The sequence below is a fragment of the Bacteroidota bacterium genome (assembly GCA_018831055.1).
GTDB lineage: Bacteria > Bacteroidota > Bacteroidia > Bacteroidales > B18-G4 > M55B132.
The window spans coordinates 1-23,423 of sequence record JAHJRE010000234.1 but is presented as its reverse complement, the minus strand read 5'-3'; the positions used below and the strand labels follow the sequence as shown (position 1 = coordinate 23,423).

Annotated in this window: 21 protein-coding genes; 7 read left to right on the top strand and 14 right to left on the bottom strand. The window is 43.9% G+C overall.

Annotated features, from left to right (window positions below; all coding sequences use genetic code 11):
* Nucleotides 1-16 precede the first annotated feature (16 nt).
* Genes KKA81_15825 through KKA81_15790 form a run of 8 tightly spaced genes read right to left on the bottom strand, consistent with a single transcriptional unit; the run spans nucleotide 17 to nucleotide 6,498 of the window.
* The gene (locus tag KKA81_15825; GenBank protein MBU2652397.1) at nucleotides 17-925 is read right to left on the bottom strand and encodes an NADH-quinone oxidoreductase subunit H; all 909 of its coding nucleotides are present in this window, start codon (nucleotides 923-925) and stop codon (nucleotides 17-19) included.
* The gene (locus KKA81_15820; GenBank protein MBU2652396.1) at nucleotides 926-4,063 is read right to left on the bottom strand and encodes an NADH-quinone oxidoreductase subunit F; all 3,138 of its coding nucleotides are present in this window, start codon (nucleotides 4,061-4,063) and stop codon (nucleotides 926-928) included.
* A gap of 10 nt (nucleotides 4,064-4,073) precedes the next feature.
* Complete coding sequence (locus KKA81_15815; protein ID MBU2652395.1) at nucleotides 4,074-4,430, bottom strand: sodium:proton antiporter; 357 nt, start codon at nucleotides 4,428-4,430, stop codon at nucleotides 4,074-4,076.
* Between the two features lie 18 nt (nucleotides 4,431-4,448).
* On the bottom strand, nucleotides 4,449-5,150 hold the full coding sequence (locus KKA81_15810) for a sodium:proton antiporter (protein ID MBU2652394.1): 702 nt from the start codon (nucleotides 5,148-5,150) through the stop codon (nucleotides 4,449-4,451).
* Nucleotides 5,147-5,386 (bottom strand): DUF4040 domain-containing protein, encoded by a 240-nt coding sequence (locus KKA81_15805; GenBank protein ID MBU2652393.1) that lies wholly within the window; start codon nucleotides 5,384-5,386, stop codon nucleotides 5,147-5,149. The genes KKA81_15810 and KKA81_15805 overlap by 4 nt, the downstream gene beginning before the upstream one ends.
* Nucleotides 5,383-5,742 carry a monovalent cation/H(+) antiporter subunit G gene (gene mnhG / locus KKA81_15800; GenBank protein MBU2652392.1) on the bottom strand — a complete coding sequence of 120 codons (360 nt, stop codon included), beginning with the start codon at nucleotides 5,740-5,742 and terminating at the stop codon, nucleotides 5,383-5,385. Before mnhG ends, KKA81_15805 begins: the two co-directional genes overlap by 4 nt.
* Before the next feature lie 8 nt (nucleotides 5,743-5,750).
* Nucleotides 5,751-6,011, bottom strand: coding sequence for a cation:proton antiporter (locus tag KKA81_15795; GenBank protein ID MBU2652391.1), 261 nt, complete (start codon nucleotides 6,009-6,011; stop codon nucleotides 5,751-5,753).
* On the bottom strand, nucleotides 6,004-6,498 hold the full coding sequence (locus KKA81_15790; GenBank protein ID MBU2652390.1) for a Na+/H+ antiporter subunit E: 495 nt from the start codon (nucleotides 6,496-6,498) through the stop codon (nucleotides 6,004-6,006). The genes KKA81_15795 and KKA81_15790 overlap by 8 nt, the downstream gene beginning before the upstream one ends.
* A 170-nt stretch (nucleotides 6,499-6,668) precedes the next feature.
* Here KKA81_15790 and KKA81_15785 point away from each other — a divergent pair, with 170 nt between their 5' ends.
* Nucleotides 6,669-7,385, top strand: coding sequence for a Crp/Fnr family transcriptional regulator (locus KKA81_15785; protein ID MBU2652389.1), 717 nt, complete (start codon nucleotides 6,669-6,671; stop codon nucleotides 7,383-7,385).
* A gap of 65 nt (nucleotides 7,386-7,450) precedes the next feature.
* On the opposite strand, the gene KKA81_15780 is transcribed toward KKA81_15785, so the two are convergent.
* The 4 genes from KKA81_15780 to KKA81_15765 form a co-directional block, all read right to left on the bottom strand.
* On the bottom strand, nucleotides 7,451-8,083 hold the full coding sequence (locus KKA81_15780; GenBank protein MBU2652388.1) for a hypothetical protein: 633 nt from the start codon (nucleotides 8,081-8,083) through the stop codon (nucleotides 7,451-7,453).
* Between the two features lie 203 nt (nucleotides 8,084-8,286).
* Nucleotides 8,287-9,327, bottom strand: coding sequence for a T9SS type A sorting domain-containing protein (locus KKA81_15775; protein MBU2652387.1), 1,041 nt, complete (start codon nucleotides 9,325-9,327; stop codon nucleotides 8,287-8,289).
* A 24-nt stretch (nucleotides 9,328-9,351) separates the two neighbouring features.
* Nucleotides 9,352-10,401, bottom strand: a complete 1,050-nt coding sequence (locus KKA81_15770) for a hypothetical protein (protein MBU2652386.1) — start codon at nucleotides 10,399-10,401, stop codon at nucleotides 9,352-9,354.
* A gap of 306 nt (nucleotides 10,402-10,707) precedes the next feature.
* Nucleotides 10,708-12,456, bottom strand: a complete 1,749-nt coding sequence (locus KKA81_15765) for a tetratricopeptide repeat protein (GenBank protein ID MBU2652385.1) — start codon at nucleotides 12,454-12,456, stop codon at nucleotides 10,708-10,710.
* A gap of 346 nt (nucleotides 12,457-12,802) precedes the next feature.
* On the opposite strand from KKA81_15765, the gene KKA81_15760 reads away from it, so the two are divergent.
* Nucleotides 12,803-13,228: a hypothetical protein gene (locus KKA81_15760; GenBank protein ID MBU2652384.1), complete on the top strand. Its 426-nt coding sequence runs from the start codon at nucleotides 12,803-12,805 to the stop codon at nucleotides 13,226-13,228.
* Nucleotides 13,229-13,255: 27 nt separating this feature from the next.
* Here the strand turns inward: KKA81_15760 and amrB are convergent, their stop codons facing one another.
* Nucleotides 13,256-14,329, bottom strand: coding sequence for an AmmeMemoRadiSam system protein B (gene amrB, locus KKA81_15755; GenBank protein MBU2652383.1), 1,074 nt, complete (start codon nucleotides 14,327-14,329; stop codon nucleotides 13,256-13,258).
* Nucleotides 14,330-14,575: 246 nt separating this feature from the next.
* Here amrB and KKA81_15750 point away from each other — a divergent pair, with 246 nt between their 5' ends.
* The 4 genes from KKA81_15750 to pgi are packed head-to-tail and all read left to right on the top strand — an operon-like array spanning nucleotide 14,576 to nucleotide 21,706.
* Nucleotides 14,576-15,658, top strand: coding sequence for an efflux RND transporter periplasmic adaptor subunit (locus KKA81_15750; protein MBU2652382.1), 1,083 nt, complete (start codon nucleotides 14,576-14,578; stop codon nucleotides 15,656-15,658).
* Nucleotides 15,655-18,732 (top strand): efflux RND transporter permease subunit, encoded by a 3,078-nt coding sequence (locus KKA81_15745; GenBank protein MBU2652381.1) that lies wholly within the window; start codon nucleotides 15,655-15,657, stop codon nucleotides 18,730-18,732. Before KKA81_15750 ends, KKA81_15745 begins: the two co-directional genes overlap by 4 nt.
* On the top strand, nucleotides 18,729-20,042 hold the full coding sequence (locus KKA81_15740; protein ID MBU2652380.1) for a TolC family protein: 1,314 nt from the start codon (nucleotides 18,729-18,731) through the stop codon (nucleotides 20,040-20,042). The genes KKA81_15745 and KKA81_15740 overlap by 4 nt, the downstream gene beginning before the upstream one ends.
* A 50-nt stretch (nucleotides 20,043-20,092) precedes the next feature.
* Nucleotides 20,093-21,706 (top strand): glucose-6-phosphate isomerase, encoded by a 1,614-nt coding sequence (pgi, locus tag KKA81_15735; GenBank protein ID MBU2652379.1) that lies wholly within the window; start codon nucleotides 20,093-20,095, stop codon nucleotides 21,704-21,706.
* Nucleotides 21,707-21,764: 58 nt separating this feature from the next.
* Here the strand turns inward: pgi and KKA81_15730 are convergent, their stop codons facing one another.
* On the bottom strand, nucleotides 21,765-22,448 hold the full coding sequence (locus KKA81_15730; protein MBU2652378.1) for a superoxide dismutase: 684 nt from the start codon (nucleotides 22,446-22,448) through the stop codon (nucleotides 21,765-21,767).
* Nucleotides 22,449-22,616: 168 nt separating this feature from the next.
* Between KKA81_15730 and KKA81_15725 the strand changes: the two genes are divergently transcribed.
* Nucleotides 22,617-23,423, top strand: an 807-nt coding sequence (locus KKA81_15725; protein MBU2652377.1) for a linear amide C-N hydrolase, incomplete at its 3' end; no start/stop codon positions are given.

Below are 23,423 nucleotides of genomic sequence, written 5' to 3'. Positions count from 1 at the left end.
GTTGTGCCCGGTTTTCTTAAATGAATATGATAATCGCAATGATGCCCAACAGCAGTGGTACTTTCAGGAACCAACGCACCGACTGTTCTATCCTGAACCTTGGGAAAACGACCCCGACAAAAACACTCCAGAAATAAATAAGGAATGTTTTCAGGATGAGTTCGAACCAGTTGTTTGCGCCGCCAAAGAACAGGTTCATGAAGAGTACGGCTTCCACCACATGTAAGATGGCTGCATTGGTGCGCAGGACACCCAGGTAGGTAGAGTGGTATTCCGTGGGTGGTCCGATGGGGATCTCGTTAGGCGCTTTTACCAGGTCAAAAGGGGAATGTCCGAAAGCTCCCAGCAGTGACAGCATGGCTGCGATGGTTGCAAAAGGGTTTGTTACCAGGGTCCAGGATGTTATTCCGCCTTGCTGGGCAGCTACAATATCGGAGATTGACAAAGTCTGGTATTGTATTGCCAGGGATATGACGGCCAGGGTCATCGGGACTTCAATAGCGGTGAACTGCGACAGTCCGCGGCTGATACCGATAGCAGAATATGGGTGTCCACCCTCTCCGGCCCCCAGGGCCATACCCAGCATACCGAAAAACTGGAAGTAAAGGATCAGCACCAGGTCGCCGGAAAAAGAGAAATTTGACCAGTGTGGTGAACCAAAGATTAAGGGCAGGAAGAGAAAGATCCCGACACCTCCTGAAAGCCGGAAGACAGGTCCCAGGTAAAACATAACCCCGTGGGTGATCTGCGACCTGATAGCATAGTTTTTGATCAGGTCGATGTAAGGCTGGTATACCGGGATGCCGTATCGTTTACCCACCCGGGCAACGATTTTCCGCATGATCCCTCCCATGATCAGTCCCCAGTTCAGAACGATAAATAACCCGAGTAATGTCCAGAGTATTTTGCTCACAGAAATTTCCATCTATATGCCACTTATGTAAATGATAAAAACTATAACTATATATGATACCAAATGAATGATATAGCTTTGCCCGTTACCACTGTATAGTTGCCGGATAAAATTACCGGACGATTCCAGGGTATTCGTGATGTAGTTCCAGAAATTGGTGATTCCCGGCTCTACAATGAACCCGAGCGCTTTATTGTATCCTGCATAAATATTATGAGAAACATGTGTCAGTTCAGGGCGTTCCGGCCTCTCCCCTGCATATACTATATTAAATTGTTTAACCTTTTGGGCTTTGCGGCTCATCAACATCAGCCAGCCCAGTAAAATCACAAACATCACCCCGATGACCATCATGATCGTTGTGGCATCCCAGTATCCCAGTTTACTGATGGCGGTGGTTCCATTCCAGGTAAGGGGGTCAGATGGGAAAGCCGATGAAAGGGCGATTCCTAAAGGTTTCAATAGTAAATCAGGTTTGGCTGAGAAAACCATAATTCCCAATATCAATACATATTGCGGAAGCAGATACCAGAAAGGCAATTCTTTCACATTCCTGTGGTTATCCTTCAATTGTCCCAGGAAAATGGAATAAATAAGTTTAAAACAGTAAAGGAATGCAATAGTACCGGCGAAGAACACAATGGCCCCCTGAAAGTACCATCCTTTTAATATCACTGCATTGTAAAAGAGCCACTTACCTGCAAACCCGGAAAGAGGCGGAATGCCGGCAAGCGTTATAATCCCGATCAGCAGGGCAATAAAAGTGAAAGGCATTTTTTTGATAAGCCCCCCCATTTCGTACATATTGTGAGTATTAAGGCGCAAAACGATCCCCCCAACAGCCAGGAAGAGAATGGCTTTAAACATGAAATGGTTAATGGTATAGGTAAATCCGGTTAGCCATCCTAGCTGCGACATGATAGAAAATGCAAACAGGATGTACCCGAGTTGTCCAATACTTGAATAGGCCAGCAAGCGTTTGGCATCTTCCTGGAAGACAGCCCCAAGATTACCAACCAGGGCGGTTAAGGCGCCAATCCATCCCAGAATATAAAACAGATATTCATAAGGGTTGTTTTCACCTCCTGCAGAGAGCATAAGCAGGATCAATCCGAATACCCCGGCCTTCAGGAGGATGGCTGAAACCATCGGGGAAACATCGGATTCAGCTTCACCGTGGGCGCCCGGGAGCCAGATATGCAGTCCAAGGGAGGCGGTCTTGGTCATGAACCCAACCGCCAGCAAAGCAAGGGCAACAGCAGGGTAGTATCCAATCTGTGAAAGCAGGTTAAGGCTTAGTCCGGTATTCCCAATGGAAGCCATTCCAAAAGCAAGCAGGATCAGATATGCACCACCAACGGAAAACAAGATATAGCTATATGCATGAACCATGGATTTTTTCCCACGTATGATCAGAAAATACGAACCAATGGTCATTAACTCCCATGCAAAAAAGAACTGCAGCATGTTTTCGGCTTCCAGCAGCAGAGCCAGACCCCCGAACATCAGCATGGCAGACGGGTAGAAACCGGCCCTTTTCCCTTTTACCTGATAACCCGGGATGAGTGTTAAGATTCCCCCAACCAGGAAAATGACCGTAAAGATCTGCTTCAACAGATCCTGACCTGGCAGGAGAAGATATGCAAACCATCCTGTGGCCAGTATGGAAAGTGTGTTTTTAATATACGCCGGAAGAAAATCGACCAGTAACAGAACGACAACCACGAGTATTGGCAAAAAGTTGATGGTATCTCCAAAAGCGGTTTCCTGGGAAATATAATACCCGCTGATAAACAGACCCAAGCCGAAGAGGATAACCGGTATAATTTCAGAAATGTTCACCTTTGGCAATTCGACCGTATCCAGCTTGATGGAGTAACCCATCCATCGAAACAAATAAACGACTTCAAAAACCGAACCCACCAGCAAAGCAATGATGGCAGCAATTTGACCATGGTTAGCCAGTTCCATCACCAACTGCCATTTCCCCCAAAATGAAGGGAATGGGGGAAACCCCGTGAGTGCTAAAATAAAAGTGATAAACAGGAACAGCAGCACCGGTTTTTGGCGAAGTGCAGACCATTTCTTCAGCTCATCCATCCTGACAATACCTGCGAGCCAGAACAAGCCCGCTTTGGCGAAAAAGTGGCTGGCCAGGATACCGATAAAAATCATTTTAAAATTATTGCCGGAATGAGGTAACAAACCGATAATTGCCACGAGCAGCCCAATTTGTCCGACAGAAGAATACCCAAGCAGGCGCCTGGCATTTGTTTGATTGATACCCAGGAAGTTGGATCCGACAAAAGTCAGCAAACCGATCAGGCTCAGAAAGTGTAATAATCCCTCCGAAGCCATTCCTGAAAACTTATACAACACATAAAGATTAGCCGTAGCAACAGCGGAAGAAAGCATGGCAGACAAGCCAGGGTGAGCGGCCTGGTAAACATCCAGTGCCCACCCGTTAGCCGGAAACGGTTTTAATTCGAGGATTACAGCTATCAGGATCAGGAACAGGGAAATCATTGCACCTTGTCTGAAAAGGGTAGAATCCCCGATGATCTGGTCAAGGTTAAGCGATCCGGTAAACGAGTACATGAAGATGATTCCGATAAGGAGGATACTTCCGATCACACTGGTAGCAACCATATATTTAAACCCGGCAGAAACGGCATGGAGGCCTTTCTCAAGGATGACAAGTCCGGCAACGGCAATACTTCCTACTTCCAGGAACACAAATATGTTAAAAAGGTCGCGGGATAAGGAAATCACATTCAGGCTCATGAAGAGCACAAGGAAAACCATCATGCTTCCTGTACCGTTCTTTTTCATGGCTGGGGCCATATAAACCGCACCCAGCAAGCCGGCAAGGTTTATCATTCCTGAGATCACTGACTCTTCAATGCCCATGAAAAGGTTGATGGAAAAAGGAGGTTTAAACCCGGCGGTAAAAATGTTCTGTGGCCCTGTCAGATCATGAAGCAGGTAATAAACCCACTGAAACGACACGACCGCGTTGAACAACAGGCCTCCCAGCAAAAGAAAATACGAAAAACGGTTCGTTGATTTTCCCAGCACACCCATCAAAAAAGCTATTCCCAGCGAAACAGCAATGATATATATCGGAGAGATCGGATCCATAGTAATCATGCTTAAAGGATTATCCTTTTAATTCTTTATAATCATCAATATTCAGCGACTTTTTAGCCTGGTACATTTTCAGGGCATAGGCCAGCATCAGAGCGGTCACACCCAACCCGATTACGATGGCAGTAAGCACCAGGGCCTGAGGAAGGGGATCCACCACTTTTTGAGAAACCTGGGTTAATCCAACTGAATCATCCAGGATGGGAGCTGTACCGCCTCTGATATATCCCAGTGTGACAATCAGCACGTGGAGTCCGGTATCCAGGACAGAAAACCCGATAATGATCTTAATGATGTTCCTGTTTGACAGAATGCCGAACAGGCCAATCAGTATCAGTGCAAAAGCGGTTATTAATGCGATAATATCCATTGAACAAGTATTAATAAATTACATTTCTTCCTTTTGAATAATCTGGAAGCGGGACAGCACATTGGAAAGCTCGGCACCTACCTTCAAGCCTATGAAGGAATAGATCACCGGGATAGCACCAGCGCTGAACAATTCCCCCAAAGTCCCGAGGGGCAATATTCTATTATCCAGGAAACCACCGGCCAGCAAAAGCCCCAGCACGCCGACAGCAACAAATACTATCCCGGAGATCGACTCAATGGTAGCGATGATATGATGGTTTAACGAGAACTCAGGATTAGCCATCAATACCAGTACCAAGGCTGTAGCCAACACGGCTCCCCCCTGGAATCCACCGCCCGGAGTAAGGTGGCCGTTGATAAAAATGTAGACCCCGAGCAAAATAACAATCGGCAGGAGCAATTTTGAGGCTGTCAGCATTATTTCGCTGGTTTCGCGCTTTTTCTCTTCCTCTTTCACTTTACCGTTGGTTTTCAGGAAAAAGCTGACAATGGCGGCAACCAAAAAAAGTATAGTCACTTCTCCAAGGGTATCAAGGCCCCTGTAAGTGACCACCACTGCAGTAACCAGGTTGGCAGCGCCCACCTCTTCTGCTCCCCGGTCGGCATAATGTTGAGCCAATGGCGAAAGGCCTGAATTGCTGTCGTGATTCCCGAACAGACTGATAAATATCACTGCCAGGCCGGCCAGAATGAGCAATATGACAAAATTCCGGATCATTGTGTTTTTTTAATTTTAAACAAAACATAGAAAAACAGGACAGTTGTAAGTCCGCTTCCAATAGCGGCTTCAGTCATGGCCACATCGGGTGCGGCCATCAACAAATAGAGTACCGATGCCATCAGTCCTACCATCCCGCTTGCAATAACAGCTACGGTCAGCTTTTTCTGAGCTATAGCGGTAATTGCCATCACAAGCATGACCAGGCATAATATAATTATGAGTAACAGGTTCATAGTTCTTGTTGATTTAAAGTATCTGATTCATTTATATCATCCTGATCTAGGCTCAGCCTGTCAATAACCGTCAATTCCGATTTTTTAACCTTAGTAAAATGGGCTGCACGGGCAAGCAGATGTGAAGAAATGGGGTTTGTGATAAGGATGAATACTATCAGTAGGAAAAATTTCCCAAGAACCTCAGAATGGATAATCCCTATTCCTAGCAGGGTAAGTATGGTACCCAGTGTAGAAGCCTTGGTTCCAGCCTGAATACGAGTGAAAACATCCGGCATTCGAATCAATCCGATGCTCCCAAGCAAAAGAAAGATTGCTCCGATAAGCGTGATAAACGCACCAATGATATCTATGATCTCCATGTCTATAAACTTTTTTCAAGGTATCTGGCCACAACTATAACCCCGAGGAAACTAAGCAATCCATAAATGATAGCAACATCGATATAGATTAGCCTGCCCGAAAAATGAGTGATCAGGGCGATGATCGAGATTGAGATAATGGTCATAATGTCGAAGGCGATCACCCTGTCAAAGAGCGATTCTGCCCAGAAGAAACGGTATAATGATAATATCAGGCTTACCAATATTATTATACCTGATATTGTTAAAATTATGTCAACCATAAATTACCTCCAGATGTTTTTCAAATTTTCTCACAATCAAATCCGTAGCCTCCTCTATATTTTTACCTTTCACATCGATCCAATGAATAAAAATCCTGTCTCCTGAGAGTTCAACAGTAAAAGTTCCAGGAGTAAGGGTAATGGAATTAGCAAGGATCATTCTGCCCAGTTGAGACGTTAACTTTGTTTTTACCTCTACTATTCCAGGATTAATGGGAAGTTTCGGAGATATTACACGTCTGGCTACATCAAGATTTGCTTTGACAAGTTCGAATAGAAAGACGATAAAGAATAGGAACCAATGCCACAGAGCCCTGGGATTCAACTTAATATCGTTGAACAAATTACACGCCTTGCAAAAGATCAAAGCAATGGCAACGGAAAGAATGGCCCCCATCATGACCACTTCCCCTGAAAGGCTGTTATTCAGTAAAACCCAAATAACGAAAAATGTTAAAACAGACAGGGTCAATGATTTAAGTTTCATATTTTATGAAAATTCGTATTTCAGCAAAAGTACCCGGATGATTCATTGAAAAATAAGTAACGGCATATAATCAGACCAACTCCTGAATATAAACAGATCCGGATTTTCATGTATTTCGGCTTATAGAATTAATATATTTGCAATTACATTAACAGTATCCTGTAAAAGAGATGTCTATCAGCAATGAGGTAATACCGGAGAAACAGATTGATTCATGTCTGGCTTGCGGAAATAAATCTTCCTGCTTCAATCAACTTAGTGAACAGGAGCTGATAATGAGCGACAATCACAGAGTTGAGTTGAGCTTTAAGCCTGGAGAGGTTATTTTCAAACAAGGTTTGTTTGCCAACAATGTACACTTCATCAAAAGTGGAATTGTAAAAATATACATGGAAATACCCAGATCGGGGAAAAACCTTGTGTTGAACATTTTACCACCAGGGACTCTGATAGGGTTGCCATCTGTTTATGGGAACAAAGTATACGGATACACTGCCCAGGCAATAGAGAATACAACCATTTGTGTAATTGAGAACAGTATTATTAAAAATCTGATAGAAAATAACGGGAAGTTTGCGGCTGAGATTATTAAAACCATGAATCACTGCACTAATTCCACATTCCAGCACTTTGCCAATCTTATGTACAAACAGCTTAACGGCAGGCTGGCCGATGCCTTGATCTATTTATCGGAGGAGATATACAAAAGCCCGGTTTATAAGTTATCTCTTTCACGTGCGGACTTAGGGGAACTGACCGGTATGTCAAACATGAGTGTAGTGAAAGTGCTTAAAGATTTTAAGGACAATAAGCTGATAAAGATTGAGGGAAGCATGCTGACCATCATCAACATGCCATTACTAAAAAGGATCAGCGAGATTGGATGATCAGATCGAAACAAAATTATTGAATAAACAAAAAATCTTCAAACTATCTCATATCAAGATATTACTCAGTAACTTCTTTCTGATTTTTCCCTTAGTTCTTTAATCCTGGAAAGAAGTATATCAAGGGGGTATATCATCAGGAAAAATGCCGCCCAGGTTTTGGGGATATCTTCTACCAGCGTATCGTTGATCCCATATTTTTCCAGCGGTAAGGACTTGAGGTCTGCAACCGCCATTATTGCGAAGAATATTCCTGCTATCAGCAAATATCTCCATTTAACGAGAGGTTGTTTTAATATTCGTTCATAGAATACCAGTATCAGGACTTCCACAAGGCCAAGGAAAATGATCACAAATGCATCATCAAAGGCAAAAACATCTCCAATCCCTTCATGGATCCGGAAGCGGTCGTCGAAGCCCAGGTAGAAAAAGATAAGGGCCTGGCTCAGGTAAAAAATAATTTTCCTTTTTCTGTTTTCCAACATGCTTTCCGACATGGCATTAACAATGAAAAGTAGGGCTGAGGCCCAAAGCAGGAACATGGTAAGGGTTGTGTTCAGGGCAAACAAATGGGAAGGACCATAAATATCCTCATAAAGAGGCATTACCCATCCATCGAAATTTATCAGGGAAAGGATTATGATACCTAACATATACAGTATCATCAGGCCAAATAAAAACCACCAGAATCTTTTCATAGAACGATTTTTTTATATATTCACACTAACAAAGATAAAAAAGCTGTGGAACTTCTTTAATGGCAGCTTAATTAAAAGAGCCTCTTAAGAATCCGGAATATAGATAAATCCATTAATCCCGCAATAAGGTTTATTTCAGGAATCAGGGCAAAAAAAACGGGGCCACCTGATATAAGCAGCCCCGCGAGATAATGTTGAATTTACTATCGCTTCAGGAAGCGATTCGTGACACATATTCCATCAATATTTTTCCCTTCAAGAACATACACTCCGGAAGGCAAGTTCCCGACATCCAGTTGATGCAGGATTCCCTTCCTGAATTCATTTTGACATTCTTTCATCATCCTGCCTTCAATGGAATAGATACTAACAGATATCATGCTTTCCTCAGGTGTGAAGTATAATGTCTCATTTACCGGATTCGGAAATATTTTGACAGAGGGAATCTCATTTTCTCCTACTCCTGACGGGAAATTATGATCAACGAGATAATGAACGGAATAATCCGCAAAGCCAACAAATTCAATAATTGTGAAAACCGGAACCTTGATATTTTCCGCAAACCAGTAATAACTTATCATATCGGAGTTCCCTGTGAAAGTCCACCCCGAACCGAAATTCATCCAAGAATAAGTATTGCTTGTTTCAGTAATACGTAACACATTGTTATATGTTGCTACCGGTGTGATGAGGCTCCCATAGGCATCGGCCTGAACATGAATACTACCGGAGTCACGCATGAAATAGGACCCTATACCACTACTGAACAATCTCATATCAAAATTATCGCTAAATGCACCCCCATATGTAATAGGGTATTCCATAGCCACCTGTTCATCATCATAGTGCCAAAAAGATACATTTCCTGATTCATAAGCGCCTATTCCAAGCAGGACTTGTTCTCCTGAGGTCATGAGATAATAAGCATAAGCGCCATCATCGGTACCATTGGGGCGGGTGCAAATATTTGCGCCGGCGACAGTGGCAGAATCGGCGAATGGTGTTCCTGCCGGATTCACGCAAATAGCGGGTTCCCCGGCAATAAAAGTCCCCCCGGTGATGCTGCCAAAATCCCACTGGACACCTGCACCCGCAGGGCCGGGATCAATGGATTGCACCTCATCATAAATATCATACCGGTAAGTGTCTCCGGGTTGAAGGTTGTAAGTGCTGTTCAGGGTGATCTGTCCATAGGTCAAAACAACCGACAACATGCTAATAATTAAAGTATTGATTCTTTTCATGGCAATATTTTTATTGGTTAGTTATTAATTGTTATCAATAGGGAAGATCTGCCAGTTAGGTTTGCCAAAATGCAGACCTGTCACTGCATGAGATGCAAGTATTGTGTATCCGCTGTTGATCACAAATTGATCGGTATCGGTCACAGAATACCCGATCACATAAAGGTCTCCCCCACCCGGTTCATATTTATTAAATGCAATTTTATTTGAGTTAGGTGATGACCAGAGATTGGTCGTATGCAAACCGTTTACCATAAGATGGCTGGAAATGTCTGTCATCGCCTGATTGTCAACATTCAACACCTTCACTTTAACATCATTTCCTTCATTCATCAGAAAAATGAGGAATTTTCCATCATGGGTCCAGCATATATCCTTATAGTTTGCTTCCTCCATGGGTACACTAAAAAGTACCTGTTTATTGTTACCATTTGAATCCATGATGATCACGGCATCGTGCGGATGGTTGGTGTCTATTTCCCGGAGTTTGCCGTTAAAGGCAATTTTGGTTCCATTGGGTGACCAGCAGGGCATATAGGCAAAAACCATTTTTGTGGCAACCCTGCCAGGGCATACAACGCCTTCATCCTTAAATGTAAGTTGCTGATAACCGGAGCCATCTTCGTTAATCCTGTGAATCTGGTCGTTGGATTCATTTCCCACTTCCTGAGCAGCGAAAACAATATTGGGTCCGACGAGGGAAACATCCATCTGCATGACATCAAAATCATCTTCACTGGTAACCTGAAAGAGATTATCTCCGGTAGTCCTGCTACAGGTATAGATCACCTTAACAAAGCTGCCACCAGGTTCCTTACTTGTAATAACGGCCTTCTGGCTCATGTAACCGAGAACCCAGTCTTCCAAACCTATAACATTGGGCTGTACTTTTGCCAGGACAATACCTGTTGATGGTGAAACAATGACATACTGTGATACGGTTGACTGAGCAATGATAAGCGAGTTGTCTAAAATTTCTGTCGTTTCCTGATCTTCTTCCTCGTCTTTCTGGCAAGAAACCAGTGTTGAGACGGCTATCAGGATCATAAAAAGAAAAGATGTGTACTTCTTCATAATAAATTGGTTTAAGTTGATTATGTTTCCTTCTGAATGTTTCGAATAATTTTCATAAGAGCACTTTTTTGCTGTTTGATCTTCTTCCGGATCTCGGCAATACTATCTTTATCCTCGGCGGTCTTTTTCCCCTTCGATGGTTTTTGATTTTTCCCTTCCATTTGCTTGATCACCCTTTTAATGGCAAATGTATGGGTGGGATAACCGCAGCAAAAATTTCACAGGTCTTATAAAAGTTTCAGGAAGGGTTTCAAAAAGTCACAATCATTGTAACAGGCAGTATAACAGCAAAATAAAACAGGGTATTTATAACTGCATCAGGAATGGGATGAGATTATCTTCGCTTGATAAATTCAGTTTTTTACGCAGGCGATAGCGGGTTGTCTTAACCCCTCCCTCTGATTTAAAAGTAACTGCAGCAATTTCTTTGGTGGTAAGGTTTAATTTCAGTAAGGCGGCTGTCTTGATCTCCGTAGGGGTCAGATCGGGACATAACTCGAGCAGGCGCTGATAAAAGCCGGAGTGGATATTCTTGAATATCTTGTCGAATTCGTTCCAGATATTCTGCTTATTATTATTTTCCAGCTCATGGATGATCCTTTTAATGTATTCTGACATTTCTATATCCGCTCCGGGTTTGCTGTTAAGTTTTTCAAGCTGATCGATAATACTTGTAATTGTATCATTAAAACGGATCATCTCCAGAGCTTTGGATGCCAGTTCCCTGTTTTTCGACTCCAGTTGTTCCTGAAGCAAACGGTTCTCATTTTCCCTGATCCTGCTTTCCTGGGTCATGATTAAGCTTTGCTGTTCCATTAGCAGTGCATTCTTTTTCATAGCCTGTGATTTTAACCGGAACAAAATGGCCACGAAAAAAAGGATGGCCAGCAAGGTAAAGCTGGAAATGCTCAGCAAGAGGATATTCTGTTTCTGGATTTTGCTTTCGTCTTTAAGCCGGGCTATTTTATTATCTTTTTGTTCCGACTGAAACTTTTGTTCAAATTCCACCAGTGTACGTTCTTTTTCTGCAGTGAAAAGACTATCATCCATTTTTTTATGACTTGCCAGGAAATCATAGGCCTCATCGTACCGGCCATTATGGTAAAATATTTCTGACAAAATGAGAAATCCTTTACTCACCAGGGCAGGGTTGTTTATCCCGGCTGCCATTTCACGGGCTTCCTCTGCCAGTTTAATTCCTTCCTTATTACCGAGATAGTTCATAGCCTTGGCCAGCCGATAACTGGTAATGCAGACGCCGGTCTTTTCATCCAGTGAAGCAAAACGATCCCGGGCATCCAGGAGGTAAACAATGGCTTCTTCGTACCTTCCCATGGAGATCAACAAACCGGCAAGAGCATACTTAGAACTGGCAATTACACGGCTTATGCCAAGCTGCTCCCTGATCTCAAGGCTTTTCTTATAATAAAAGAGGGAAGAATCATGTTGCCCGAGAACTTCGTATGCTTCTCCAAACTGGAGCATTGCACAGGCAATTCCGAAATTATCTCCAATCTCTTTTTTCCTTCTAAGGGCTTCACGAAAATACCCAAGTGCTTTAACCGGGTCTTTCCTTGCCACAAGGATGTTTCCCATAGCCATATACGAAGCAGAGGAGAGGATATTATTAGGAGCCATTTTTGATAACTCCAAAACATTTTTATAATGATTCAGGGCATTGATATAATCACCTTGTATCCTGCAAGACTCACCCATGAAAAACGACAACAGGACCATAGATTCTTTATCATCACTTTTGCTGATCGCATTTTCAGCAAGACCGTAATATTTTTCAGCCAGTTTGTAGTCATCTTTGTAATAATATACCCGTCCCTGCCACAGCAAGCTTCTACCTGTACCCTGCTCATAATTGGAGGCGGTAGCAAGCGCAAATGCTTCCTGGAGGTAAGCCAGTGCTTTATCGTTTTCAATACTGCAGTATTGCTCACCCAATTCAAGAAGAAGATGAATTTTTACAGTATCGTCGGGCAAGCCTGATAGCGCTGATTCATCAGGAGTTTGGGCATAGAAAATCCCAGGCACTAAAAATAGCACACATCCGAATTTTAATAATTTAATAAACGGGCAGGCACATTGACATAACGAACGGACTAAGTCTTCTCTCATCAGAACATGGCAGGCTTAGGATTTCTTTTACAAATATAAAAATTAATCGATACGCATATGTATTTGAATATAAAACCGGGCATTCGATTTTTATCCAGTTTATGCTTAAGGAGTTCGGCGAGCTAATTCGATAATAGTATCGAACCTGTATAAAAAATATTGTATATTGTATGCAAAAAGTAAAAGTGGGCAAATTCAAAGGCCGCTTGTTATGCTAACTTTAGGGAAAAGATAAATATGATTTTTTTTAAATGCTACCCAAATCATTAAAATCATGAAACAATACATTAAGATTTTCGCTTTTATTGCCCCGGTTTTATTGCTACTGGGTGCATTTTTCAAAACAAATCACTGGCCGGGGGCAAACATTCTGATCGCGGTAGGTGCTTTGGCCAGCATTTTATTATTTATTTTGATGATCTCCTCATTTCTTGGCAAGCTTGCGACCGGCTTTGAGCGATTTAACGGGATTTTTGTTTCCCTGGCACTGATCGTTTCATTGCTGGCTTTGATGTTTAAGGTCATGCACTGGCCAGGAGCCGCAACTGTAATATGGTTTGCCGATATCGGCATACTTCTTTCCGGCATTTTCCTGCTCATAGATGCCCTGCTGGAAAAAGACCTGGCTAAATGGCGGCTGAAAATCATCGCCATGTTTTTTGTAATTTTTGTCTTTCTTATGGTGGTGCTGGCCGGCTAAATCAATATCAATTGAGGTTGCTGTCGGTCATTTATAAGCAATTGAAGCATAACCAACCCAATGATGCGTGTTTGCCGGAGCAGTTGTTCCCATTCCAAGGTCATCCACTTTTAAAACAGGATGGTTGATGCTGTTGGAATAACCGATAATCGTTCCGGCCAACGGCTTATTCCCGGTTGCTTCATTCAATTCAAATACCGTCAGCAATCCCAATGGCACCGAATATCTGCCGCACCATGTCCATTTGTATTCATGGTAGTTATTTTCATCAACGGTAAACTCACAGAAAGCCTTTATCTTACGTGGGCTAAGGTTTCCTGATAAGGTATCCATGATCATTTTCTCATGAGCAAGAGTTCTCGCATATCCGGCACTGTCGGTCCCGTATACCGCGAAATTCTTCCCTCCCCAATCCTCATCACCGTAATGTACCGCATCGGTTGAGATTACAAAGGCAAAATCTTTACCCCATTCCAAACCTTTATCAACGAGTACACTCCTAATAGCCTCAGACAAAGGCTTCGCGATATCCTCCATCCTGTTGTATGACATATATGGCACCAATACGGGAATGATCTGCACATCCCGGTTATAAAACTGAAGGAAAGGGATCAAAGCTTCCAGGGAATGCTCCATTTGGTGCATGGAATCATTCACCACAAATAGTCCTGGCGGCAATTGCTGCTTAAGCATATCCCTTATTTCCGACACCTTAACATCGCCGTACGGTCCCTTCCAGCAATCATAACTGTCGAAAATGAGTTGGTCCTCAAGGCCAAGCAGTCTGGCTTTGTGGGCAACACCAAAAAGAAAAACAGTTGTGGCTCTGATATTCTTCAGGGTTTCAGGATATAAGTTGCCAACAAATGCATAATCATCGTGAGGAGAAATAACCACTTTGGGCATATCCAGGAATGTTTCAGGATTTTGCTCATGATTCCTGGTTAATCTCTCCATAATGCTGTCCATCTGATAGTCGAGATGGGCAAACCCAATCGTGTCAACCGGGTAACGAAGGTTATTCGTTTCCCGGTTTACCGGCTTACAAGCCAGAAAGGCAATGGAAATGATGATAAGCATCATGGTGTTTCGTACGATCATTTTGTGCATATCTGAATTATGGTTGTTAAGCAAAACCGTTTATCCAAATTCAATAAAGAACTACATTTTAAAAGTGACGGATCACTCCTTGAACCCTGTTACTTGCGGCCTGCATCCATTTATTATCCTTCCCAATTACATATAAAGTAAAATTAAGAAAAACCAACACGCAAATTAACCAAACACGCATTGATTTTGTTTACTTACTTTTGTAAGATTATTCTGCATCTAAGATCTTCAAGCAATATGTTTAAGAACAAAAATTTAATCCTGAAAAACAAAGGTTTATATTTCCTATTATTATTCCCTTTGTTTTTTTCCTGTGGTGAAAGAGAACAGGGATCGGCTTTAAGGAATACAACAATGCTTGTCGTTGACGGGATTGTATTGCATCCGCGGGAACTTGAAGAAAAGTTACGCGTAACAGGAACCATCCTTGCCAATGAGGAAGTTGACATAAGGACGGAGATATCCGGAAGGATAACCTCAATCAATTTTTCAGAAGACAGCCGGGTAAACAAAGGCGACCTCCTGGTAAGGATAAATGACAGTGAGCTTCAGGCTCAGCTGAAAAAGCTTGAGCTTGAGAAGAAGCTTGCTGAAGATGATGTTTTCAGAAAAACCAAACTCCTGGAAATGAATGCGGTAAGCCAGGAAGAATACGATGTAGCTGTAAATCAGTTAGGAATCATAGAAGCAGAGATTGAACTCCTCAGATCTCAGATTGCCAAGTGCAATATTACAGCTCCATTCAGCGGTAAAGTAGGACTAAGAATGGTCAGTCCGGGTGCTTATGTTTCCCCTGCCACCCTGATCACTCACCTTCAGGATTATGACCCGGTAAGGGTAGAGTTTGCCGTTCAGGAGAAATATCAGGGCAGGATAGACAAGGGTACCTTGATACGATTTGAGCTGGTAGGCATTGACAGTATCTTCAGCGGGAAAGTATACGCTGTTGATTCCCGTATTAATCAGGGCACAAGGACATTCACGGTCAGGGCCTATTGCAGCAACGGAAAATTTATGCTTGTGCCCGGAGCATTTGCGCGGGTAGAGGTTTTTCTGGCGAATATCCCTGATGCGTTGTTAGTCCCGAGTGAGGCCATCATCCCCGACATACGGGGAGAGAAGATATTCCTTGCCAAAAACGGTCATGTAAGACCGGTTTATGTAAAAAGCGGGATGAGGACGGAAAGAGAGGTTGAGATCGTACAGGGGGTGATGGCCGGGGATACGGTGATCACGACCGGTCTTTTGCAGATCAGGGAAAACATGCCCATCCAGGTAAATATTTTACCCGTAAACAATTCCATGCAACCAGCACAATGAATATAGCATCTGTCAGCATAGAACGTCCGGTATTAGCGACTGTGATCTCCATTGTACTGGTTTTATTTGGGATTATCGGATTCACTTTCCTCGGCGTAAGGGAATATCCCAGTGTTGATCCACCGGTTGTAACGGTATCCACAAGTTATGTGGGGGCAAATGCCGATGTGATGGAGTCGCAGATCACGGAGCCTTTGGAGGAATCCATAAATGGTATTGCGGGCATCCGTTCCCTCACTTCTGTAAGTCGCGACGGCAGGAGTACCATCACCGTAGAGTTTGAGATAGGCACTGACATGGAGGCGGCTGCCAATGATGTACGCGACCGTGTTTCCCGTGCCATCCGCAATCTGCCGGCAGATACCGATCCTCCGATTGTTACCAAGTCTGATGCCGATGCCACTCCGGTTGTGGCTCTGACCATACAAAGTTCCAGCCGCGACCTTATGGATCTTACCGACTTTGCCATCAATGTATTCAAAGAGCGCTTGCAGACCATCAAAGGAGTTAGTGAGGTAAGGATCTGGGGTGAGAAGAAATATTCCATCAAACTGCTGCTTGATCCTGCAAAACTTGCCGCTTACGGCCTGACACCCGGGGATGTACGCCTTGCCCTCAACCGTGAAAATGTTGAATTACCCACCGGGGCTATTGAAGGCTACGGGACAGAGTTAGCCATACGTGCCAAGGGACGCCTCACCACTGCTGAAGAGTTTAACCGTATGATCATCCGCGATTCGGATGGTATACTGATCCGGTTGCAGGACGTAGGGGAAGCCAAATTACTTCCTGAAAATGAGAAAGCCATCCTGCGTGGCAATGGAGGCTTACCCATGGTGGGTGTCGTAGTAACCCCGCAACCCGGGGCCAACCAGATCAGCATTGCCGATGAAGTATATAAAAGAGTTGAACAAATCAGTATCGACCTGCCCCCGGATATAAAACTGGGTTATGCCATTGACACAACCACCAGCATTCGTAAGGCCATCACGGAGGTGGAAGAAACAATACTGATCGCTTTTAGCCTGGTAGTACTTGTAATTTTTGTTTTTCTTCGCAACTGGCGAACGACTATAATCCCGGTTATTGCCATCCCAATCTCCCTCATCAGTGCATTTTTTATCATGTATATCGCCGGCTTTTCGATCAATATCCTCACTTTGCTCGGAATTGTCCTGGCAACCGGATTGGTTGTGGATGACGCCATTGTTGTGCTTGAAAATATCTTCCATAAAGTCGAGACAGGCCTGGATCCCGTAGAAGCCGGGCACAGAGGCTCCAAAGAAATATATTTTGCGATCATTTCAACCACCATCACTTTGGCCGCAGTGTTTCTGCCGATCATCTTCCTTAGTGGTCTCACGGGACGATTATTCAGGGAATTCGGGATTGTGGTGGCCGGTGCGGTACTAGTTTCGGCCCTTGTCTCACTAACCCTGACACCGATGATGAGTTCCAGGATGCTCCGCCCAACAAAGAAACACAAGCGCTTTTTCAGAACAACGGAGAACTGGATGAATTACCTCATTGACAGATATAACTGGTCGTTGCGTGGTTTCATACAAAGACGCTGGTTATCGCTGGTTATCATAGCAATAGCTCTTACTATGATCCTTGGTTTTGGGTCAATGATACCTTCAGAGCTGGCCCCGCTGGAAGATAAAAGCAGATTATCGGTGTTTTCCACTGCCCCCGAAGGCGTTTCTTTTGAGTTGATGGATGATTACATGAAAGAATTAATTGCCATTGCTGATACGATCCCGGAAAAGCAAGCCATCCTGGCAGTAACATCTCCCGGTTTCGGGGCTTCAGGATCCATAAACAGCGGATTTTTAAGGATTAGTCTTTCTGACCCTGCTATGCGCGACCGGACCCAGCAGCAGATAGCTGATATGCTTTCGGGTGTTGTCAGCAAGTATAATTTTGCACGCAGTTATGTTATCCAGGAGCAAACCATAGGAGGTTCACGAGGGTTTGGCCTGCCTGTGCAGTTTGTGATACAAGCTCCCAATTTTGACCGTCTTCGCGAGGTATTGCCGGGATTCATGGAAGAAGTGCAGCAAAGCGATAAATTCCAGGTTAGCGACCTGAACCTGAAATTCAACAAACCGGAACTGGCAGTAGAAATTGACCGTGACAGGGCACGCACGCTGGGCGTCAATGTCAGGGATGTAGCTGAAACGCTGCAGTTTTATTTTAGCGGGCAGAGGTTCGGGTATTTCATCCTGAACAATAAACAGTATCAGGTTATCGGGCAAGCCAACCGGACAAATCGCGATAATCCCCTGGATCTAAGCAGCATCTATGTGAGAAGCAATACAGGCAAGATGATACAACTGGACAATCTGGTCAAGCTCAGCAACCAGATCAATCCTCCGCAATTATACCGTTACAACCGCTATGTATCCGCAACCGTATCGGCACTTCCGGCGCAAGGAGTAACGCTGGGCCAGGGCATTGAAGAAATGCGCAGGATATCTTCGGAGACTCTGGATGATACTTTTTCATCTGCTCTGGCCGGTACTTCCAAGGAATATGAAGACAGCTCCAGCAGTCTTTTGTTTGCCTTCCTGCTGGCCCTGGTCCTGATATACCTGGTACTGGCAGCTCAATTTGAAAGTTACCGCGACCCGCTCATCATCATGTTCACCGTACCCCTGGCCCTTGCAGGGGCATTGTTATCGCTCTGGATGTTCGGACAAACCATCAATATTTTCAGCCAGATCGGGGTGATCGTACTGATAGGCATAGTGACCAAAAACGGCATCCTGATCGTAGAATTTGCGAACCAACGGAAAGCGGCAGGATTGGATTTAAAGGAAGCTGTGATTGACGCTGCAACACGCCGTCTGCGACCCATCCTGATGACCAGCCTTGCCACTGCCCTGGGTGCCTTACCCATCGCGATGGCCCTCGGAGCAGCATCAAAAAGCCGTATCCCAATGGGTATAACCATTATCGGCGGGTTGATTTTCTCGCTGATCCTTACACTTTATGTTATCCCTGCATTGTATACATATTTATCAGGAAAACGAATGAGAAAATCTTTAGCCCGAAAAGAAATATCATCATGAAAAATACGGTCATACTGTTTTTTCTGTCTATACTAATCCTTACGGAAAGCCCGGCCCAGGATACACTTACCCTCTTCGATGCCATTCAAACCGGTCTTGAGAACAATTTCTCCATTAGCATCAGCAGAAACGAAATGGAAATTGCCAGGAACAACAACACCCTGGGCAATGCCGGTTTTCTTCCTGAATTGTCGTTGAATGCCGCTAATAATAACACCTACAATACAACCAACCAAAAAACCTTTGCAGGAACGGAAAGGAATGTCAAAAATGCCCGGAATATTTCACTGAGTGGTAATATCGCATTATCGTGGACACTTTTCGATGGTTTTAGTATGTTCACCACGAAAGAGATGCTTGGTGAAATGGAAAGGATGGGCGAACTGGAGGCAAGGATGCTGGTGGAAAGTACTGTGTCTGCAATAGTACTTAATTACTACAGTATTGTGCAGTTAAAAAAAATGATGAAGGTACTCCAGGAAGCCGTGGATCTATCTCTTCAGCGAAAGACCATAGCAGCAGCCAAGTTTAAGCTCGGATCCGAATCGGAACTTACCTTGCTGCAATCATCGGTCGACCTTAATGCCGACAGCAACAGGCTGATACAACAGGTTGCCGCCCTGAAAAATGCCAAAGCCAATCTAAACCAGCTTCTTAGCAGGGAACCGGGACTTTCCTTTGAAGTTACCGATATTATTGACCTTCTCGAGCCGCTGGAATACGAATATCTGATTGAACAAAGTTCATCGCAGAATATCGATCTTATGATCTCAAGGACGAACTTACTGATATCAGAACTTGATCTTAAACAAATCAGAAGCGACAGGTACCCCCGCCTGAATTTCAATGCTGCATACGGATATAACCAGCTAAGTGCACAAACCGGATATCTGGAACATAATCAGGCATATGGCCCTTCCTTTGGGTTCACGTTATCCTATAATCTTTTCAATGGTTTCAATACAAGCAGAAACATCAGGAATGCCAGGATTAACATCAATTCAGCTGAAATCAGTCACGAAAGAAGCATCCTGGATGTACATCACAGTATTTATATCCTGTATAACGAATACCTGTCGAACCTGGAACTGGTGAGGCTTGAAAGCGCCAACCAGGAGATTGCCCGGAGGAACGTAGAAGTTGCCCTGGAAAAATACAGGCTCGGAACCATTAACGATATCGATCTCAGGGCTACCCAACAAAAACAGATTGATTCGCAATATCAATTACTTCTGGCACAATTCCGTACCAAACAGGCCGAAACGGAACTCTTAAGGATCAGTGGAGAGTTGTATAAAGAGATTCGTTAAAAAAAACTTAACATTGCCAATAAGCAGTCAAAATAATTAAAACAATTTTTATGGAACCCTTACTTTCTAAAAGCCCAACGTGGAAAAAACTTAAATCCCATTATACTGATACAGAAAACCAAAACCTCCGGGAATTATTCAAAGATCCTGAACGCAGCAAGCGGTTTGTAATAAACAAAGCAGGTATCCTTTTCGATTTTTCCAAACACAGGATCACGGAAACAACGCTTAAACTACTATTTGAACTGGCCAGGGAAAGAGGTGTTGAAACCCGGCGCGATGCCATGTTTGCCGGAGAAAGGATCAATGCGACCGAAAACCGGTCTGTACTTCATGTGGCATTACGTGCACCCGAAAATAAGGTGATCAATATCGAAGGGAAAAACGTCGTTCCTGAGGTACACGCCGTGTTGAACAAAATGAAGATATTCTCCGGGAAAGTCCGTTCCGGTGAGTGGAAAGGATACTCCGGCAAGAGGATCCGTAACATTATCAATATCGGTATAGGAGGTTCCGACCTGGGTCCTGTGATGGCATATGAGGCATTAAAATACTATTCCAACAGGGATCTAAGCTTCCGGTTTGTATCCAATGTTGATGGAAGCGATTTTGCAGAAGCTGTTTACGGACTGGATCCCGAGGAAACGCTTTTCATCATTTCATCCAAGACATTCACTACCCTGGAGACCATGACGAACGCTATGACGGCCAGGACATGGCTGCTAAACACCCTCAAAGACCCGGCTTCCATTGCCCGGCATTTTGTAGCTGTTTCCACCAACGAAAAGGAAGTAGCCCGGTTTGGTATTGATACGGAAAACATGTTCGGGTTCTGGGATTGGGTTGGAGGAAGATATTCCATGACCTCTGCCATTGGCTTATCCACCATGATAGCTATTGGTCCGGAAAACTTCACTTTATTGCTCAAGGGGTTTCACGAGATGGACGAACATTTCCGCACTGCACCGCTGGAGCAGAACATCCCTGTGATCATGGGACTGCTGGGTATCTGGTACAATAACTTTTTCGGGGCACAAACGCAGGCAGTGCTCCCTTACGACAATTACCTGAAGCGCTTCCCGGCCTATTTGCAGCAAATGACGATGGAAAGTAACGGAAAAAGAGTCACTATCGATGGCAAAACCGTGGATTACCAGACCGGTCCGGTTTACTGGGGTGAACCCGGTACCAACGGACAACATTCTTTCTATCAGCTGATACATCAGGGAACCAAGCTAATCCCCTGCGATTTCATAGGTTTCCGTGAGCCTCTCCATCCCTTGCCCCCACACCAGGATTATCTCATTGCCAATATGATCGCGCAGGGAGAAGCCCTGGCCTTCGGAAAGTCCGAAGAGGAAGTCCGCGGGGAAGGCGTTGCAGAAAACCTTGTCAACCACAAAGTATTTGAGGGAAACAAACCATCATCCACATTTTTCCTGGAGCAGCTGAATCCTGAGAGTCTCGGGAAGCTGACAGCCATGTATGAGCATTGTGTGTTTGTTCAGGGGGCAATCTGGGATATCAATCCCTTCGACCAAATGGGTGTAGAACTGGGCAAAGTACTGGCTCAAAAAATCATACCTGAGCTGTCGGATGATACATTGGCATTGAACCATGATAGTTCAACCAATGCATTAATAAATTTCTACAGGGGGAAATAAATGAAAAAACCCGAACAAAACTAAATTCGAAACGTAACTGTAATAAGATCTCTACAGCCTACTTTTTTTGTTCCTGAAGAGCCAATTCATAATTGCGACTGACCTCTTTCCAGTTGATAAGGCTCCAGATGGCATTCAGGTAATCGCCTCTTTTGTTTTGGTAATTAAGATAATAGGCATGTTCCCAAACATCAATACCAAGGATGGGGATCCCTTTGCAAGAGGAGACATCCATTAAAGGATTATCCTGATTTGGTGTTGAGCAAACGGCCAAACCACCATTTTCATTAACATAAAGCCATGCCCATCCTGATCCAAAACGGGAGGCCGCTTCTTTATTTAGTTTTGCCTTTAATTCATCCATATTGCCAAAGGCGGATGTTATTGCGTTATTCAGTTCCGTTGAGGGTTGGGTATTTTTTTCAGGAGTCAGGATTGCCCAAAATAGCTGGTGGTTATAATGACCTCCACCGTTATTTCTGACGGCCACATCGTATTGAGATACATTGACCAGAATATCCTCCAGGCTCATTTTCTCAAGTGTGGTTCCTGAAACGGCATTATTCAGGTTTTTTACATATCCTGCATGATGACGGTTAAAGTGAATATCCATGGTACGTGCGTCGATATAGGGTTCCAGTGCATCATAGGCATAAGGCAAAGGTTCCTGTGTGAACTGGGCTTTGACATTGGTACTGAAGATAATCATTGCAATGACGGGTAGTAATCTTAATATTTTCATTGTATAAAGGTTTATCTGTTTACGACATAATTAACAACACCGGGAGGAAAATGTTTATGAATGCATTTATGCTGTTTGCAAGTTCAAACAGCCAACAGGCAAAAACATACCGGATAATATAAAAGGCTTGGGTTATTATTGTTTAATAAACCGCAATACCTTTACCCAATGAAACAAACAAATTACAAAACCTTGCTTGCCCTGACCATTTTCCTTTCAATACTGGTATGGAGTTCAGGCCGGGCACAACACCGCGACGGAATTGATACCGTAGCCACCCTTAACACCTTCGCACCTGTAGGTGAATTCTACAAAATGGATTATACCGGCGACTATAATGAGCTTCTTGACATCCTGGATGAAATATATACAGGAGGCAGATCCGGTTATGAAGACTTCAAATGCAGTCTTTTCAGTGCAAAAGGGGATCCTTCCAATCTGATTTTCGGCAGAAACTTTGACAATCCTGAGAATGACGTTATGCTGGTCCGGTATCATCCCCCGGATGGTTATACATCCATGGCCTTTACCAGGATGAGCGATATGGGTTATGCCGTAGGGACGAATTACCCCAATCTGACATTCCAGCAAAAGCTGCACTTGCTGAAATGTGCCTATTTTGTGCCTGACGGCATCAATGAACATGGCCTGGCGGCAGGTCTGGCCTGGCATGAGGGAATAGCATACACCATTGACCCTTCCAAAGACACGATCTTTATTACCAGACTCATCCGTGAATTACTGGATCATGCTTCGAATATCCAGGAAGCCCTGGATATAGCCAACAGCTATAACGTATGCGATGCAGCCGTAAATGTGATATCCCATCATGTATTGGTTGGCACCGCCGCAGGGGAATCGGTTACACTGGAATACTCCGGTGGTGAATTCAGGGCAGTAACGAGCGACAGCGCATGGCAGGTGCTTACCAATATCCCTGTTTACAACATCCCCCATTCACAGTTGATGGCCAAT